Annotated in this window: 4 protein-coding genes; 3 read left to right on the top strand and 1 reads right to left on the bottom strand. The window is 63.3% G+C overall.

Going from position 1 to position 18697, the window contains the following annotated elements; genetic code table 11:
• The first annotated feature begins 14 nt into the window (after positions 1-14).
• The 3 genes from C8N35_RS22955 (at position 15) to C8N35_RS22945 (ending at position 3199) form a co-directional block, all read left to right on the top strand.
• Positions 15-1250 (top strand): tail fiber domain-containing protein, encoded by a 1236-nt coding sequence (locus C8N35_RS22955; RefSeq protein WP_107992088.1) that lies wholly within the window; start codon positions 15-17, stop codon positions 1248-1250.
• Positions 1251-1284: 34 nt separating this feature from the next.
• Positions 1285-2637 (top strand): hypothetical protein, encoded by a 1353-nt coding sequence (locus C8N35_RS22950; RefSeq protein WP_146177471.1) that lies wholly within the window; start codon positions 1285-1287, stop codon positions 2635-2637.
• A 79-nt stretch (positions 2638-2716) separates the two neighbouring features.
• On the top strand, positions 2717-3199 hold the full coding sequence (locus C8N35_RS22945; RefSeq protein WP_107992086.1) for a hypothetical protein: 483 nt from the start codon (positions 2717-2719) through the stop codon (positions 3197-3199).
• Here the strand turns inward: C8N35_RS22945 and C8N35_RS22940 are convergent.
• On the bottom strand, positions 3196-18567 hold the full coding sequence (locus C8N35_RS22940; RefSeq protein WP_107992085.1) for a PLxRFG domain-containing protein: 15372 nt from the start codon (positions 18565-18567) through the stop codon (positions 3196-3198). The two genes, C8N35_RS22945 and C8N35_RS22940, sit on opposite strands and share 4 nt — an antisense overlap.
• Positions 18568-18697: the final 130 nt, after the last annotated feature.

Genomic DNA, 18697 nt, shown 5'->3' with positions numbered 1-18697 from the left:
AGGAGGTTCGCATCATGGGCAAGGGCAGTACCAGCTCTCCCGATCCAGATCCCAACATTGGCAAAGCGGCGCTGAAACAGGCGGAAACTGGCGAGGCGTGGCTCGACTTCGCCAAGGACGCCTATTCGCAGAACCTTGAACGCCAAGACGTTCTCGACAATCTCACGAACCAGATCACGGAACAGCAGCTTGGGCTGGCGACAGACCAAGCGGACTGGTCACGCGAGGATCGAGAACGCTACACGAGCGTCTATCAGCCTATCGAAGACGACTACATCGAGAAGGCCACCAACTACGCCACCGAAAATCGCCAGAACGAAGCGGCGGCCGAAGCGCGGGCGGACGTACAGCAGTCGGCCGCGAACGCCAGGGCGGCAAGCGAACGGCAAGCATCCTCTCTTGGCATAGACCCGTCATCTGGGCGCTTCGCCGGTATTCAAGCGGCGACGGATAACCAGCAGGCTCTATCGGAAGCGCAGGCCGCGAACACAGCACGGCAGTCGGTGCGGGACAAGGGGCTCGCCCTTGAGGCCGATGTCGTGAACATGGGCAAGGGCTACGCCTCGACGGCGGGTGCCGCAGCGGCCGGATCTGTTTCGGCAAGCGGAACGGCTCTGTCTGGGACGCAGGCGACCAATGCCCAGGCCCTTTCGGCGTCCAATGTCATGAACTCCGGGTATTCGGGAGCGATGCAGGGGTATGCGGGACAGGCCAATACCCTGTCGAACCTTTACGGGTTGCAACTCCAGCAGTGGCAGGCAGAACAGCAGGCACAGAACTCCAGCATGAGCGGGCTGCTGGGCGGGATCGGAAGCGCGGTCGGGCTTGCATTCTCGTCGGATGAGAACCTGAAAGAGGACTTCGCCGATATCCCCGATGGGGCGGCGCTCGATGCGGTGGAGAATATGCCGGTCAGCGAGTGGAACTACAAGCCTGGAGTGGCCGATGAAGGCCGACATGTTGGCCCGATGGCGCAGGATTTCGCCCGCGAAACCGGCCGAGGCGACGGCCATTCGATCCCGGTCCAGGATGCGATTGGCGTCACTATGGCCGCCGTGCAGGACCTCTCCCATGAAGTCGCCGGCATCAAGAAAGCAGTCGGCCTCAACGGCGCGCTCGGTGTGCCCACTATCCCTCGCGATGATAGAGCCCGTGACATGCGCCCGCCCGAACGCGGCGAGGGGCCGGGGCTCGATGTGATGATCGCGATCCCGGTGGATGCGAAGAAGAAGGTTAAGAAGGGTAAGTGAGATGGCAAATTTTGGAATTGGGCTGGGTGCCTTCATGGATGGCTTCACGAAGGGTGCCAACCTGCGCCATCAATGGGACGATAGGAAGGACCGCAAGGCAGCGCAGGCGGAAGACCGCGCCTACCAGCGCACGCGGCGAGAGCGGCAGGAGACGCTCGATGCACGCTCCGATGACGAATATGAACGAAAGAAGAAGGAACGCGATGCCATTCGAGAAGTCGGCCTCGGAGCGAAGCGGGAATTTGACGAAAAGGTCAAAGCCGGGGAGCTGAAGGAGGGGGATTTCGGGACGTTCTGGGACGAGAACGTTATTCCGCGGCTCGCAAAGCCTTACCTCGAAGCCGGCGATATGGAAGGTGCCCGCAGAGTGCGAGAGTGGGGCGAAAGCGCGGCGGCCAAGCGCGGGGGACAGTATGCTTTAAAGGCGATGACGCTTGCGCAACAGGGAAAGCTCGGCGAGGCACTTACGGCCGCGCAGAAGGCGGCCGAAGTGCGGGGCTATCTGAACCACGGGTTCAGCTTCGGGAAGCAGGAGCCGATCCAGGATCAGGACGGCAATGTTCTGGGCTATCGGGTTCATATGACCGATGCAGACGGCAAGGAGACGACGCAGGACGTTTCTGTCGGTCAGATTCCGGCGATGCTCGGGACTTTCATCAACCCGGAAGCTGCGTTCAACACCCAGATCGCGGCCCAGACGGCGAACGCGAAGACCGAGCACGATATCGCCACCTACAAGCGCAAGAAAGAGATCGATCGGTCCTACGCAGACCCGCAGAAAGCTCGGTCATCGGCCGTCAACGCGCTGAGGAAGCGGTTCGATGGCACGATGGACGACCAGATCTTCGACGATATGCCTGCCGCGAAACAGGAGGAGTTGATCAAGCGGTACATGGAAACCGAGATGGGGCGACCGGTCGGCCTCGCGGGAGGTGCGGAGAAACCCGCCATCGCGCAGCCTAGCGCTCCGCAGCCAACGGCGGCGTCGGCAGGGCGTTCCGTGGTGGTCGATAAGGCGACAGGGCAGCCGGTGGAAATGACCACGTCAGCGCCTGCCGCTCCCACGGCTCCATCCCGCGCATTCGCTGGTGCGGGCGGCCAGTCCACTGCACAGCCTGTCGGTCAGCAGCAGGAAGAGCCACAGGAGGCGTCAACCGAGCAAGAGGCCCCCGCCCAGGCCCCTGTAGGTGGTAGTGGGCAAGTGAACGGCGTTCAGGTGGACGACTTGCTCACCAGAGCCACGCGAGCGCTGAACGCCGGCATCGACCCGAGGGTTATCGCCGGTCAATTGAACCGCGTGGGGATACCGAGGTCGCTCTGGCCGGCTAAGCTTCAGACCGGCGCCTACGGGGACGTAACGCGCGTGTCGCCTGGGTTGGGGGGGTAGGCCCGGGACATATTATCCCTTGATTGAGAGGGAGCGCGGCGCGAGAACGTTTCTGGAATTAACCAGAAAAGAGAACACGATGCGCGCTCTTCTCGTATTTGCATTGCCTTTGCTCATCGCCGGCTGCGCCAGCACTGATGTGATGAAACTTTCCCAAAATGAAATCGCTATCGACACGTCGGCCGCGCCCATTTGTGGGGCGGCCGGCGCCGCTCGTGTCGCCCAACGCATGGCCGCCGCCGAAACCATCAAGGCCGGCTACGACCGCTACCAGATCGTGGCGACCGGCCGCGACAGCAGCGTTCATGCAGTGCAGATGCCCGGTAGCTATAACACCACCGGGAGCATGGCGACTTATGGCAACTACGGGTCGTTCAACGCCACCACCACCTATACCCCGGGTCCGACGTTTGTCGCCGGTCGGCACCATCAGCAGTTGGTGATCCGCCTCTTCAAGAATGGAGAGCAGGGGAGCGCGAACGCCATCTCGGCCCGAGGCGCGCTCGGGCCGAAGTGGCAGGAAATCATCAAGCGCAAGTCGCTGACTTGCTCCGTCGATTAATAGACCCGCTCAGGCAGCTCCCGACGTAGATCCCGGTTTAGCGCCTTATTGCGGATCAACGTGCCATCTTCCATCCGAGCGCTATTGGAACGTCGCGTTCGGATGGAGCGGTGCAGTGTGTCGCTCGTGATCCCAACGCCTCGATGATAGGGCGAATGATTGAACTTGCGGATATCATCCAGCGCCTGGTGCTTTGCATCATCATCGCCGGTTAACGTGGCGAGCGCCCAGCGGTTGATCAGCTTTTGGCGGGCCTCCTTGACACGATGTTCAGCGTTCTTGAGTGCGTTACGCCGATCATAGGTTTCAGCCACGGCCGCCGGGGTGAACCCCAGCGCCTGTGCGATCACGCCCTGTGTTCCGATCTGGTCCCGCGACATGAGCTGGTTTGATCGAAGATCCACCAGCCCCTCATTCTCGTAGCGCACGGCCTTGAGAAGATTGCGGATCGCGGTCGGGGCCATAACTTCGACACCGCGCGCCACCTGTCCCTCCTTGATCAGAGACAGGCCGCTCCACGCGCTTTCGGCCAGTGATGCGGTCGCGCCGAGTGACTGACTGAGCCAGTAGTAATACTCGTCGCGCCCCTCCAGCTCCCGGTAGGGCGAGCGGAACCAAAGATCCGGCATGCCGATGCGATCTGAGAGCGAAATCCCGAGATAGTGCCCCGGGACGCCATTGAGAACCACGCCGCCCAGCTCCGGCCCCAACACGTCGACGACATCGGCCTTGAACCGCGTCTCGAAATCAACGGGGTCGTCGTCATCACCGAAGACCATGCTGGCCAGCCCCATGATGAGATTGTAGCCGATAGACCCGGTGAGGCCGCCCATCAGCGCGATCATGCCGGAGACGCCTGCAAGCTGGTATCTGGCCTCGCGGCGTGCCTGCGGCGTATCCCCCTTGAAGGACTGATAGGCGTCCCGGAAGATCCGGTAGAGCATGTTGATCTGGAACTGACGGAAGACCAGCGCGACCTTGGCCACATCGTTCTGCAGGGCGCGCGGACGTGACGAGTTGGAATAGTCGAAATGCGTCTTCCACGTCATTTCGTGGGCCAGATCCACGGCCGCGTCATGCGTGTTCCCTGCCTCGCGCGCCAGCCGGTAGGCGGCCATCGCCGTGATTTCGCGGTTCGCGACTTCCGCGCGGTGGAACGCCCACGAGATAACAGACATGACCCGGGCGCGCAGAGGGCTGTAGTCGATGCCCGTGTTCCCGACGCCGGCCAGATCGTGGCTGCGCGTGCGGTCGATCAACCCAGACTGGTCGAAGACCTCCATCGCGCGACGCTCGTCGGCCGTGAGGGCCGCGCCGGCGACTGAGCCCTTTCCGCGTACCGCATCGAGCGATGCGCGGACGAGCGCTCGGGTGGCCTTGAGCACGCCCCCGAACCGAGCCCCCAGGATCGGCACCCCCATGATTCCGGTCTGGCTGAGGTTGACCATGGCCGACGCCGGAGAGCCGGCGAGATACCAGACGAATGCGGTGCTGGTCATGGTCTGCGCCACACTCGAACCTGTCGGGTTCATGACCCAGCGGTGCCGCTTGTCCAGCTCATTCGCCAGCGCCATCGCGGCCTCTTGGTTATCCTCTCGCCGGGCTTGGTCGAATGTCTCGTTGACCAGCTCCTGCATGTCGAGGCCGAACTTGGCCCGGGCCATCTGATGGGAGGCATGGAACATGTGAGAAGAAAACACCCGGAGGGCGTCGTCATGGTAGCCAGCCGTGCCCTTGCGATGGATATAGCGCTTGCGCATCGAGATATCGGGCAGTGTCTCCAGATAGCGCTGCCAGATTTGATCCATCAGATCCGGGTCGACACCACTGCCGCCGAGCAGCTCCTCAATCTCGGCGACCATGCGCGGGTCCATCATGGATTTTGTGCTGTCGTTGGACTGAAGGCGGCCGTGCTCGATCGTGGCCCCGAGCTTGTCGCGACGCGCCTCTTTCAAGAAACGCTGTTGGTCGGCCGACTTCTCGAACCGCGAGAAGCTGACCACCGCGCCGGAGCGATCTCGGATTGTGACGAAATATTGCCCGAAGCGGCCGAGGGGGAAGTATGGCGCCGGGACGCGGCTTTGCTCGAAGGACTGGCGCAGGCGGGTGATGCGAGCCTTGCCGCTCCACAGGGAGCGGTTTTTCTCTGCCGTATAGGCCGACAGGGCATCTTGTTCGGCGTTGCGTTTGGCGAGGCCGGTGAGCCCCGCGTCCGCGATTTCTTCCAGCTTGGCCTGATAGCGCTCGCGTGCGCGCCTCTGGGCGATCTCCTGAGCCTTCTTCACGTTGTCGAGTAGGATCGTGTCCAGCTCCAGCGCTTGGGCTTTGTAGGCGTCCCGGACGGCCTGGAACAGAGCTTTGCCAGACGGGGGCAATGCCATGTACCGCCGATGCAAGGCGGAATATCCGCTCTTGGCTGTCATTTCTGCGTCTGCCGAAGACGGGTCGACACCAGCGAGCGTCGAGGCGTGCATCAGATCGGAGATTTCCTTGGCGCGGCTCTTGTCCTTGCCAAGAAGGCCGAGGCGACTGTAGCGCAGCCACTGGCCGGCGATCTTGTCCGCCTCTTCGTGCTTTCGGCCGCGATAGGCGTCCATTTCCCGCTTCTTGTTGAGGTAGCGGGAAACGGCGGTCATGCCCTTCTGCGCCAGCTCGGGGAAATAATTGAAGGGGATGGTCGCCAGCGCGGGGGGCTTCCAGTCGATGAGAACGCCCTTCAGCTCCTGGATGACGCGCCCTTCGGTAACGTGACTGAGGCGTCCGCCCTCTTTTCGTGGATCATAGCGCGCGCCTGTTTCACGAGCACCTTCCGTTCCTCTGAAGGAGGCAACCGGTTCAAGGTTCGCTGGAACGCTTTCCAACTCTGCAATGTGTCGAAAGGACTTGGCGGGTCGATCAGACCCAGGGTCGCGAGGGTTCTTTCCGCCATAGAGCTTCTCCTTGATTGTGTCAGCGGCGGCGTCAAGAACTTCGTCCAGTCCGGGAATAGACGCCGTATCATAAGGGGTGTCGTCGGTGTAGTCGATCAGCCCAGCGCGTTGAACGGGGATAACGCGGGTGTTGTCGTCGATTACCGTTGCGAGCGCCGGCGATAGCCGCTTGTCGTTGACTTCGCCCTGCAGGAAGTCGCGCAGGGGCGCGTCTCCCGCGTTGATTGCGTCGCGCAGGGAGGTGTAGGCGGCGGCCGGGTCTGCAAAATTCGATGCGAGGAAACCGCGCGAAGCGGGAGTGAGGGAAGCGCGCGTGTCGCGCCCATCGTGGCCCAACGTCCAGACGGAATAGACCCCCGGGTGCCCCAGCATCGAAAGATCTGCTTTCGAAAGCGGTGTGGATCTTGGGTGGTTGTGGTAGATGACCAGCCGGCGATCCGGGTTCAATACGGCCCCGGCCAATTCCGTGTTCAATCCGACGAAATCCGGCAGAGAAGACGTGCCGAAAGCGACAATGGCGCCGTCGTCATCGATGGCGATCAGATGTTCGTGTCCGGTTTTGCGGCCCGGCTCTAAAACGGCCTCTGCAGCCCACGTTTTGAGTGGCACGCTCGGGTCGCGTTCGGGCACGGGCATGGCCACGAGTTGCTTGCCGGGGAAGCGAGTAAGCGTGTCCGGCCGCTTGTTCTCAACCGCAACGTCCGGGGTCACAGCCTCGTCGGCCGGGGTGCTCTCGGTCGCCTTCTTCTGCGGGCGGAGCTGGTCGATGAGGCGTCTATGCGTGGCTGTTGTGTCCTCCAGCTCCTGCTGGAGCGGCCACGGGCCGATCTGCTTTTCCAGCTTCGGTTTCTGGTCCTGCAACTGGCGTGTTTGGGTCGCGTCAGCGACCGGGGCCGTGGCGATCTGGCCGATGGTGTTGGCGACTTTCCGCCCGAGGCCGACAGGATCTTGTTCCGTGATGTCGGCTACGGGGACGGTGTGATCGCGGGAGCCCTGGAGAACAACGTCCCACGCGTTGTCGAACGCTTGTTCGATGGCGATGGAGAACCCGCCGATGGTTCCGACTTGCTGCGGCTCCGAAACCACCCCGTCGATTGTCGCCTGCCGCATCTTGGAGATGAGCGCCGCGCCGAACTCCTTATGCTTGTCGAAGGTCTTCCCCCCGACCGTGCCCTCGAAAGAGCCCGCGCGGAATTCGTCGGCGAGCTTGGCGTCTGCTTCCACCTCGTCTTTGCGAGCCGCAATGTCCGCCAAAGTGCTGTCGATAATCGAAAGCTGGCGTTTGATGCGATGCTGCTGGCGCTGATGCTCGTTGGCCTGGTTCTCCAGCGTGCGCAGCTTCTTCCGGGTCTGCATCTCTTCAAGGATAAGCGGGTTGCCGGAGGCGGCGGCCTTCATCTCGGCCGCGCTGGCGACTTCGCCCCCCAGGTCCTCCACGGAACGCTCGCCCACTGATCCCTTCCGAACCTGCTGAACGAACCGGGCTTTCGTCTCGATCCCCTGCCACTGGCGGGCATCGAGCGTCTTCTCGGTGGCGTAGCGCAGGATCTCGACACGGAAACCATCCGGGTCGGCGTCGTAGAGCATGTTGCCCTGTCGGATGATCCGCCCGTCACGCTGTTCTAGGTCGCTCGGCCGCCACGGCGCATCAATGTGATGCAACGCGACAAGGCGGGTCTGCACGTTGGTTCCCGCGCCCATCTTCGGCGTGGAACCGAACAGGAAGCGGACCCGACCGGCGCGGACCCTCGCAAACAGCTCGTCTTTCTGGATGTCGGTGCTGGCATCATGGATGAACGCGATTTCGTTTCCGGGCACGCCGAGGGAAATCAACTTCCCTTTGAGGTCGTCATAGGCGGAGAACTCCCCGTTCAGCGCGTCGAACTCGTCCGGCGACATGTTGTCGAGCTTGGTCTGCGCGTCCTCGTCGCCCTCGTCGGCCTTGCGGATCAGGTCTTCCAGCGCGGCCTTTTCCTTGGCCTTGGCCTTCTTCGGCGTTGAGAGGTCGATGAAAACGAGCTGGGTGCCCTTCTGTGCGGCCCACTTGTCGTAGATGCGCTTCATCTCCGCAGCAGCGCGGTTGATCTTGGACCCCGCATAGTCCCCAGCATCAGAGTAGATCAGGCGCATGTCGAGCGCCGCTTTCCGGGCGTCCGACATGATCTTGAGCATGTTGTCCGCGCCCTTCTGCATCTTGCCTTTCGGCAAATGCTCGGCGCGATAGACCAGCGAGCCCTTGGGATAGACGAGAGCGCCATCCGGCCCGGGCTTGCCCTCGCCGATATAGGAGAGCTGCGCGGGCGAGGGCTTCACGACGATCAGCGTAGGCTTGCCGCCGGCGACTTCCGGTAGGTTCAGTTTCTGCCCGCGTTCGGCGAGCTGACGCTTGATATCGTCGTTGGTGATCACATCCGCGAACTGGCGGTATTGCACCATCAGCTCGGGGATGTTGACGAACTTCGCGAAGCGCGAGGCCATCTTGTACTGACCGGATGGGCTCAACTCCCAATCAGTCACCACCTCGCCGAAGACACGCGCCCAGGCGTCGAAGTGGCTGATGCCTTGCTGTTGCAGCACCTTCGAACCGAGGTAGCGCTGGAGCGTGAACATCTCCGCCATGGAATTGGAAAGCGGGGTGCCGGTTGCGACCACGATGTTCCCGCCGGTTGCGGCGAGGATATGGTGGAGCTTCATGTATATGTCGGCCGCGCGCTTGCTACCCGCAGGGTTGCCGAGCCCACCAACACGCTGCATCGAGGTTGCGAAACCGAGGTTCTTGAACTCGTGGAATTCGTCCACGTAGAGGGCGTCTACGCCCAATTCATCGAAATAGAGCCCCTGATCCTTCCTGCCTGCATCGAGGAGCTTCTGGAGCTTGGTGTGCAGGCTCTCCTTCTGCTTCTCCATCTGCTTGACAGAACGGCTCTTCGCTCCATCCGCCTCGCGCAGCTCCGCTATCGACTGCTCGATGTCGGCGACCTGTTCATTGATGAACCGGGCCTCGATCTCTGGCGACACGCCCAGCAGACCGAACTGCGAATGGGCGACGATCACAGCATCCCAATCGCCGGTCGCGATACGCGCCGTCAGCCGCTTGCGGTTCGCGGCGGAGAAGTCGGCCTTCGACGGTGCGAGAACGCGCGCGCCCGGGTAGAGCTTCTGGAAGTCGGCTGCCCACTGCGCGACAAGGTGGTTCGGAACCGTGATCATGGGCTTGCGCGCCTGACCAGTGCGGCGCTTCTCCATGATCGACGCAATCATGGCAAAGGTCTTACCCGCGCCGACGGTGTGGTCGAACAGGGTGGTAGAACTCTGCAATGTCCGCCAGACGGCCGCCGACTGATGCGGCCGCAGCTTGATCACGTCATCAGAGACTTTGCCCGGGAACGTCAGGTGCGAGCCATCGAACCGCCGCTCAACCGTCGTGTTGAAGGTGTCGTTGTAGAGCCGGGCGAGCTGGTTGCGGCGCGCGTCGTCATCCCAGATCCAGTTTCGCCACTCAGTGGCGATCCGGGCGACTTTCTCGTTGGCCGCTTCCGTCGCCGGCTGGTTCAGCTCTCGCTTGTCCCTCGATATCTGGTCATAGATCTGGAGGGTCGTTCCATTGATCGCGGCCCGCAGTGCATCGGCGACGGAACTCCTTTCCGTCGCCCAACGCGCGTCAGACGCCTGTGTGGAGCGCGGGACTTCCAGCTCCCACTTGCCGGTGAGCTTTGAATAGATCGCTTTGGTGTTGCGTGGATCGTCCGTCTCAGTGATATGGGCGATGAACGCCTTGATGTGCTCCGGCGGTATCCACGGCGCGCCGGGCTTCACGTCGATGTCGGCCGGCTCGATGTCATCGGGCTGGATCTGGGACAGCGCCGCGACGTTGCGGCGGAAGGCAGGGTCCGCCTGCGCTGCTCGTTCGGCCTCGGCCAGCTTCTGCTTCACGTTGCCCGACAGATAGGCGTCGGCCGTCTCATAGCCGCCGTTCGGGGCCTTGAAGATCAGAGCGCCCAGCTCCGCCGTGATTTCGTCTTCCGACTTCCCGTAGAGTGCCGTGATCGCGCCCATATCAACGCGACCGGTATCCGCCAGCACCTGGGCGAGAGCATCTTGCGCTGTAGCGGCCGTGCGAGGCGGCTGGTAGGGCTGTTGCGTTCTCTTGGTGAACACGGCGGCCTTATCGGCAGACGGGGCGCTCTGGGGCTCTCCGGTGCGGTCGGAAACCGCCTTGGAGATGCCCTTCTTGAAATTGTCTTCGAGCGCGGAGAGCTGAGGCCACGTCGGATCTTCGCGGAAAAGCCGCTTGTTCACGTCAAGGTTCAGCGGACCGAAGTCCGCGGTAAAAGCGTCATACACCTCATTGAGGCGCTTCCGCAGGTTCGCGAGCTTGGCATCGGTGACCGCCGGGTCGATCTGCGCCACGCGAAGGCGCTTGAAGGCATCGCGGATACGGATCATTCCAGCGACACGATCAGCAGCTTTGGCGTTTGGAGCCTCATAGGGCTGCGCGCGGGCTTCCCCAAGCCTATCGGGGAGCCGCTGGTGGACCGCGCCGCTCTTGTCGAGGAAGAAGCTGCCAACGTCCACATCGGCGGCTTCTGCAGACGGCGCACCTGCTTCGGGCGGCGCGATCGATCCCGGTTCCGGCATGATATTGCGCGGCAAGCGGCCCAGCGCGGCGGCAAGGTCCGCATTCAAATCATGGCCTTCACGCCCTATTAGAGCGGGCTCGCCGGGGCCGTACATGGTGCCGTATGCGCCGAAGTCGCCGAGCATCATTTCGGGATGCTCGATGAAGTACCGATTCAGCGGCACCTTGTTGCCGTTCTTGTCGGTGTATTCGCCGATTTCGAGCCACTGCTTGTTGGTGCTTTCGTCATCCTGGGCGCGATCCTCCGGGAGTTTGCGCAGGATGACGATATCCGTCGTCACTTCCGTCCCGGCGTTCTTGGCGAAGGCGTTGTTCGGCAGACGGATCGCCCCGATGAACTCCGCCTGTTCGGCGATCATCGCACGGGCTTTTGCGGCCCCAGCATCGAGGAAGCTGTTGGTAATGACCATCGCCAGCACGCCGCCCGGTCGCAGACCTGCGACTGACTTCGCGAAGAAGTAATTGTGTATCGACAGGCTGTTCAGGCTACGGCGCTCGGCATCGTACAGGCGTTCAGAGCCGAACGGCGGGTTGCCGATAGCGAGGTCGAAATACCCATCCGGGACGGAAAGCGTCTGGAAACCTTTGGGGGCCTGGATGTTGTGGTCGGGGTAGAGTGCCTTGGCAACCGTCCCTGTGATCGCGTCCAGCTCGACGCCGGTGACATGGGTCGCCGATTTGACGTTCCCGGGCATGAAGCCAAGGAAGTTTCCGGAGCCGACTGACGGCTCCAACACGCGCCCGCCCTTGAAGCCCAGCCGCTCGGCTACGGCCCAGATCGCCTTCACGATCTCGGGCGAGGTGTAGTGCGCATTGCGCGTTGAGGCCGCCGCCGCCGCGTATTCATCAGCGGTCAGCAACTCCTTGAGCTGCTTGGCCTCCTTCTCCCATCCCTTCGGGACCGTGCCGTCCTCACGATAGAACGCGGCGGACAGGCCGCCCCAGCCGACCCACTTGGCGAGTTTTGCCTGTTCCTGCGCGGTCGCGGGCCGGTTCTCTTCCGTCACCTTGCGAACGATCTTGATCGCCTCGATGTTCGCCTTGAACTTCGTCTTCGCGCCGCCTTGCCCGATCTCGTCGGCATCGGTCAGCGTGTAGTTGGACGGGATGTTCTGCGCCGGGGTCGCGGCGCTCTCGACCTTGCTCTCGGTCGCCGATATATGCGGTGTTTCTGCCTTGCGCGGCCGGTCGCCTGCTACACGTCGAGCGTCCTTTTGCCCTTCCGAACCGCTTCGCTCAGATCCTTCGTTGAGAACAGGCTGTTCTCGGGCGGGGCCTTCCCTTCTTCCGGCGGAAACAGATACTGCTCCCTCGTCATCTGGAACGCTTCGTCCGGGCTGAACCCGCTCGCTTCGAGCTGCTCCACTTCCAGATGCGTCTGGCTGACTGCCTCGTCCAGCGCTGCGTCCAGTTTCCCGCTCGTCTTCAGTGCCGCGAACCGCTTCGGCTGGAACTCCCGCCAATGCGCCCGCGCCTGTTCCTTCCAACTCATTTCCGCTTTCCTTTCGATGGGGGGCAGCGCTTGTAACCTGGGCACGAGCCTCCTGCTGGATCTTATCTGCCAGCTCATCGGCCGTCAGGTCTACCGGTGCCCACCGGTTTACCGACCGGGCGTCCGTCGCGTAGGTATCCCCGGGCTTGGTCGACGCGCGGTACATGATTGCCACGCCGCTCGGGGACATAGGCACAACGCCGCGCAACGCGGCCTCGCCAATATGGGCGTAGACGTTGGCCCCGGTTTCGGGGTGCCGCATAGCAAGGGTGACATCGCCGGAACCTGCGACGCCGCTTTCATTGACATTGACGGCCTTCATCCGCCGTCCTTTGGAGGTGGATGGGGTGATGAAGCCGGCCGCCTCCAACTGGTCGCCAACGGCTTTGAGATAGCCGCGCGCGTCCTTCAGGAACGCGGCCTTCGCGGCTTCGCCCTCGTCGGAATAGGCATCTATGTGATCCACCCCATAGTCGCCCTGGAGGCGGCGATCCTTCGCTTTGCCCTTGCGCGGCTTCCGGGTCTTGGGCGCCTCTGTGACAACGCCCACCGCCGGGTTCGGCTTCGTCGTGTTCTCGGCCATCAGTTTGGCATGCAGGTCGGCGCTTTCGGCCGCGCTGGTCATGCCGGCGTTGTCCAGATCGGGATAGCTGCGGGCGCTTTCCCAGAACGACAGCAGGTACGGCTTGATGTGGTCGCCGAAATCGTCGGTCATGCGCTTGGCGAAGTCGGCGAACGACCGCACGCCGGCCTCGATGTATGCGCCCGCGATGACCATGCCATCCGCCGCCAACTCGGGATCAAAGCCGGCGTTGAGCTGCCGCATCTTGGCCCGTAGCCGCGCGCGGGCCTTTTCCACCGCGTCGGCTGTGAACAGCTTATTGTTGGCGAAGAGGGATGCGTCCGGGGCTTTACCACCTTCGGAAGCAGGGGCCGGCGCACCCTCTCGGGCGGCTTGCTGCGCCGGGCTCTTTTCGGTAGCGATCTCTTGTGGCTCGGGGGCGACCTTTGCCTCAGCGGTTTCCTGCTTTACGGGCTTTGGAGCCTTCTCCGTGGTGCGCGGGGGCGTCGGGCGTCGGCCGGCAACCATGCGCGCGAGGATCGAGCGGGCTTCGGTGTACTCGTAGTTGCCGTACGCGTTCTCGATGGCGTCTCGGATCTCGGCTTCGGGTATGCCCGCCTGATACGCGGCGCGGACAGCCCCGGACGCTTCGGGGTAGTCGCCTGTGAGGCGCGCGAGAGCAGGAAGATCCACGTAGTTGTTCGCCTTGAAGAAGGCGCAGGCAAAGCCTTCCGGCGTCTCAGAACGGGCGTTCTTGGTCCGCAAGCTCTTGCCGCCGTACTTCGCATGCATCTTGGAGCCTTCGGTCGGCTCCACGACGGCGAGAGGCAGCTCGGCGTTGAACTTGCCCCATAGCATCGTCTTCTTCGTGTAAGGAGCCCCGAAATGGTAGGGCTCGAAGGTCATTCGCGCCTGGGGCAATCCGGTCAGCTTCTCGATGCGGCCGACAGGGTTTTCCAGTGCCCAAAACTTCGGCCGGAAAAACTCGATGGTCCGCAAGGTCTGGAAGACCAGCGCCTTGCTGGCTTCCGTCCGCCCGTCACGATCCTTCACGCTGAAATGGCGCGATCCGCTCGAAGCGAAGTCGGTGCAAGGCGTTGCAGCGAGGATGCCGTAGACATCGCCCACATCATGGTTGTCGATGAAATACTGCGCCGAGAAATCCATCACGTCGTCGCCGTGCTGGATATCGAACCGGATCACGTTGTAGCCGGCGTCTTCGTAAGGCTGGCTCCACTGCCCGGTATAGTCGAACAGGCTGAGAATGGTGCGCTGGGAATTGTCGAAGGCGTGCTCTTCGCGCTGCTTCTTGGCGTCATCCTTCCATCCGTCGATGATCTTTCGAGCCCCTGCCGGGGTCCGCACGGGTTCACTCTTTGCCCGGTGGTCCGTAACGACGCGCTTATCCGGGTCGGCGAACAGGTTCGCCCATTCGTCGGTGACTTCCTTGAAGTCCTTCACGGGCATGGTGAGGGAGACAACATCGCCGGCAAGCTCGCCGCTGTCCGTGGTTTCTCGGCCCTTCTCCGGCTTGGGATATGTCTTGTCGCGGTCGAGAGGACGGCCCTCGTTGTGCAGATGCTCTGGGGCTGTGCTTGGGAGTTGGAACCGCTTACCGGCGTCGGCAAACGGCTTGGACATGTCGCCATGGGCGATCCAGTCCTTGAGTTGGCCGAGAGTGGTTTGGGTAACGGTCGGCGCCTCGCTCGGGTGGCCGGTGTGATCGAGGTATGCCTGCTCTGCCGACAAGCGCGCCGGGTATCCCAGCATCACCTTGTGTTCATCGAATGAGCCATCGGACCGCTTCTGGTCGACGACAAAGGCAGGGCTCCCGTCCACGAAATCATCGCCGGCGCCGGCCTTCACATAGGCGTCCAGATGCTCGCCGTCGTTGTCTTTGGTCCCCTTGATGTACCCGTAGTGGTCGTCCATTCGCGTTGACCACTTCTGGCCATTGCGCCCGGTGCCGGTACGTGTGGAACCGGCGGGATGCTCCACGGAGATATCGAGGCCTGCGACCTTGATATGCCCGTGCTGATAGTTGCCCGCTTCCCGCTGTGCATCGCTCGGCTCGGGCAAATCGTTCGTGGGCGAGGTCGCAGCCTGGGCGGCGGCGGTGTCAATGGGGGTCGCAGGCTCGGGCGTCTTGTCTTCGACCGGGGCGTCCTCGGGAGCCGGCTGCATGCGGCCGATCTTCTTCTGGATAGCCTTGGAGAAGGCATTGAATGGGGTCTTCGGCGCGCGTTTGATTTGCGCCGCCTTGAGGAGGTCGGCCCGCTCAGCCTCTGGCAGCGCATCCCACCACTGCGCCGGGCTGGTTTCTGCCGTTTCGCTTTCCTGCGGCCTCGCCTTCGTCGGTCGCACGCGCTCCAGCATCTTCCGGTTGACGCCGGGGAGATGCTGAACCAGCTCCGACTTCGCGTTTCGAGCAGCGCGTTCGACACGGAAGCGGTAGTCGTCTGCGAGGGTGAGAGCAATCTCGGGCGAGATACCCAGGCCCTTCCCGACCCGTTCGGCCTCGGCATGAACGGCGGGACTGACGTCCAACGCCGATGCGCCGAACAGACGCTTATCCATCATCCGGTTGTGGCCAAGGTCGAAAAGCCGGGCGTGCGTTTCGTCTGGCATCTCGACTGTTTTGCCCAACACGCGGCGGCGCGTTCCCGTCAACTTAGCCGTTTCGCGCTCCGCAGGCGGATTGCGCGTGGCGTCCTCCGCCTCAACCTGGGCCTTTGTCTGGTTGGAGACCGTGAGAGCGTCGAGCGGAGCCTGGAACTCGCGCCCTTTGTCATCGCGGACATGCGCTTCGGTCGCTCCTTCCTCGTAGCTCAGGATGCGCGCGGGAAAGCGGTTGCCGTCAGGGCCGGTGACGATCACGCGCGCGCCGGGCTCTGGCGCATGCGGGAAACGGGCAGTCGCCGGTTTCTGGGTGCCTGGGGCTGGGGCTCCCTCACTCGTGGTCTGCCCGGGAGTTTCCGGCTGTGGCTCCAGAGCAGGATCGTTGGACTGCTCAGGCAGCGGGGTGTTGTCGCGCTTCTGGCGCGGCTCACGCGGTATTTTCGTCAGTCGCGCGGCTTCCGCCGGGGTCAACTCGAAATTGAAGGTGTGTCCCCGCTCGATAGACTGTTCGGGATAGTCCGGGTGGTTGACGCGAGGATCGTCCCTCGGCAGATCGAGATAGTACAGTGGCAGGTCGCGGCGATAGTCTGAGGCGTACCGTCGATCCGTGCTCACCCATCGGCCGGAATCCCCGTCACCCCGCGAGCCGCTATGATAGACGCGAATTGTCCCTACCGGCTGCGAGGGGGCGGCCTGTTCCGGGGGCATGCCTGAGGTGCTGGTGATTTCATCTGGCGCGAGAGCTACGCGCTTGAGCTGGGCATGCGGGATCTGGAATAGCTCGCCCGTGCCCGTATCCATGACAATGGCGTCATCACCCTCATACCCCTGCACGGTGCCCATCAGAGCTGTCCCGTCGCCGATATCGACGCCGACCGTGGTACCGGGTCGGTATTTCCCGTCGATGCCGGTATCGGTGGCACCGCCGGCACGGCGCGTCTGCTCCTGCTCCGCGTACCGGACCGCCTGTCCGATTGGCCCCGTCGCGGCCGTGTCTGTTGCTGGGGGCGGGGTGGGGTCGGCCGCGTCGGGTGCATCAGGCGCCGCGTCGGGTGCATCAGATCTGGCCGGACGCATAGCCGCCCCGGCGCCACCAAGCGCGCCGCCCATCACGCCACCGACCACAGTGCCCGCGACAGCCTGTTCCCCAACGCCTTCCGTCAGAGACTGGTTGGGATCGATCCTGCGCTTTGCCGCGTTCTCCGAAATCTGCTGAGTGACGTTCTGCGGTAGCTCTTCGAGCAACCCCTCGCCGACGACACCGCGCGCAGCGCCGCGAACGGAACGGCGGACGATCCCCCCGCCGACGCCTTCGGCGATGATCTTGGCAAGCGCCCGGTCTCCCATGCCGCCGAAAAGCCCTGTCGTGACGCCAGCGGTGACGAAAGCCTGGAGCTGGACGTCATTGGACAGTGCGTTGATCGCATCATCCGGCGACATGCCTTCTTCGATCATCGACTTGACGGCATCCGACTGCAGAAGCTGGTCGCGGGGGATCGCGGCAATCGCCTCGCGCAGGCTATCGGCCGACTGCGCGCCGCCTATGATGCCTTCGGAGATACCGCCCGCGACCGTCGCCGTGCGGGCCGCAGCAGCGGCGGCTGCTTCCCGAGAGGCCCCAGAAGCGAGGGCGGTAGCGAAGGAACCACGCGCGAGCAGGGCGCTCGGCCCCATGCTCATGGCCATCGGCGCGGCCGACTGTGCGATCTGGCGGAGATACCAGTCCGGGTCGCTCAGCGCATCGCCAAGTTTCCAACTGTCATCGTCAAAGACCGTCTCCTTCGCGGCCTTCTTGCCTTCCGGTGAGAGTGCCGCTTCGTTCTTGGCGATCATGTCGCCGATAGCGGTATCGACGGGCGCGCCGAAGAAATCACGCTCGGCCTGCTCCTGGGCCTCGTTGTAGGTGTCGCCGCCCGGCAGGTAGGAGCGGATAGTGTGCTCGGCGTTGTTGACCGCTTTCCATGTGGCGAGAGCCCCGGTGCCAAGGTTCTTCCAGAAATCGCCGCCCCGTCCGGAAGACTGGTTCTCTTCCTGCCATCGCTTCTGCCATTCGGGAAGATCGGCCTCGTCGATGAGGGCATAGCGCTCGGGATTGCCCAGACCTTCGGCGAACTTCTCGACCTTGCGATTGTAGACGGCTGTCTCAGCCTCCCTCTTCTGACGCTGCCTTTCCTGTTCCGCGGCTTCCGCCTGCGCCCGGGCCTGGGCGGCTGCGGTGTCGATCGCGTTCCCACGGCCGGCCAGACCGAAGGCCATAGCCCCGGTGGGCTGGTAGTTTTCATCGATGACGATAGCGCCGTCGTCACCCGTCTGCGGCTCGGGGGCGACCATCGGCCCCGCGTACATCGCCTGGGCGTCCGCTGTCACGGCGGTGCCGTCTGCCCCGGTTTGAGAAAGGTCGATACCCGTAATGGGCATCATCGTGTCCGCGCGAACGCTCTGTCTGGGCGCGGCCTCTACGCTCTCCGCCGCTGGGCTGGGAAACGGATTATTCATGTCGGCGGGATCGACGCCATCGTCACTGGTAGACCGGGCGACCTTGCGGTCATAGGTGCCGCCGGGGCCTGTGGCTTTGCGCATCCAGAGGTTTGCGAAGTCGGCGGCCGTCATGTCGGCCGTCCCGCCGTTGTTCCGCACTGCCTTTGCGCCGACGATATCGACGGCCTTCGCGTCCGGGTGTGTCAGGAGTTTGAGCGCGCCACCCAGCCCCTGCTGGTGGGCGAGGTACACCTCTCCCACGGTTGGCTCATGTCCCAGCGCGCGCTTCAACCCATTGGCGTTGTCGCGGTACAGCCGGGCCCCTGCGTCGGACGCCTCGTACGGATCGAACTTGTCCCGCAGCCCGTACTGGCGGGCGGTGCTGTCGATGAACTGAAACAGCCCACCGGCCGATGAACGGCCATTGCGCGCGGCCGGATTGAGGCTGCTTTCAATCTGCGCGATGCGCGCCAAACCGTCGGCGGGCACACCGTATCGGTTCGCGGCGTCCGCGATGATTGAGCGTACCGATGTCCCGCCGTCGCGGCGCTGCCTGCGACCATCGCCACTCGCGGGAGCGGGGCCGCTGTTGTCGTCACCGAACAGCAGGTCCAGCGGATTGCGGGGGAGGTCGGAAGAAGCGGGCATACGAGTGGGCTCCTGTTTGGAAACAGTCGCCGCACTCCTGCGCGGGTTGATCTCTCAGTTATAACGCGCGGTACGCCCTATGAAAAGGGGCGGCGCCTTGCTCAGACGCACAGACCGACGAGTATGCCTA

Source organism: Breoghania corrubedonensis, assembly GCF_003053845.1.
Classification (GTDB): domain Bacteria; phylum Pseudomonadota; class Alphaproteobacteria; order Rhizobiales; family Stappiaceae; genus Breoghania; species Breoghania corrubedonensis.
Note: the sequence above shows the minus strand (reverse complement) of the source record. Positions and strands in the feature narration are given on the sequence as shown.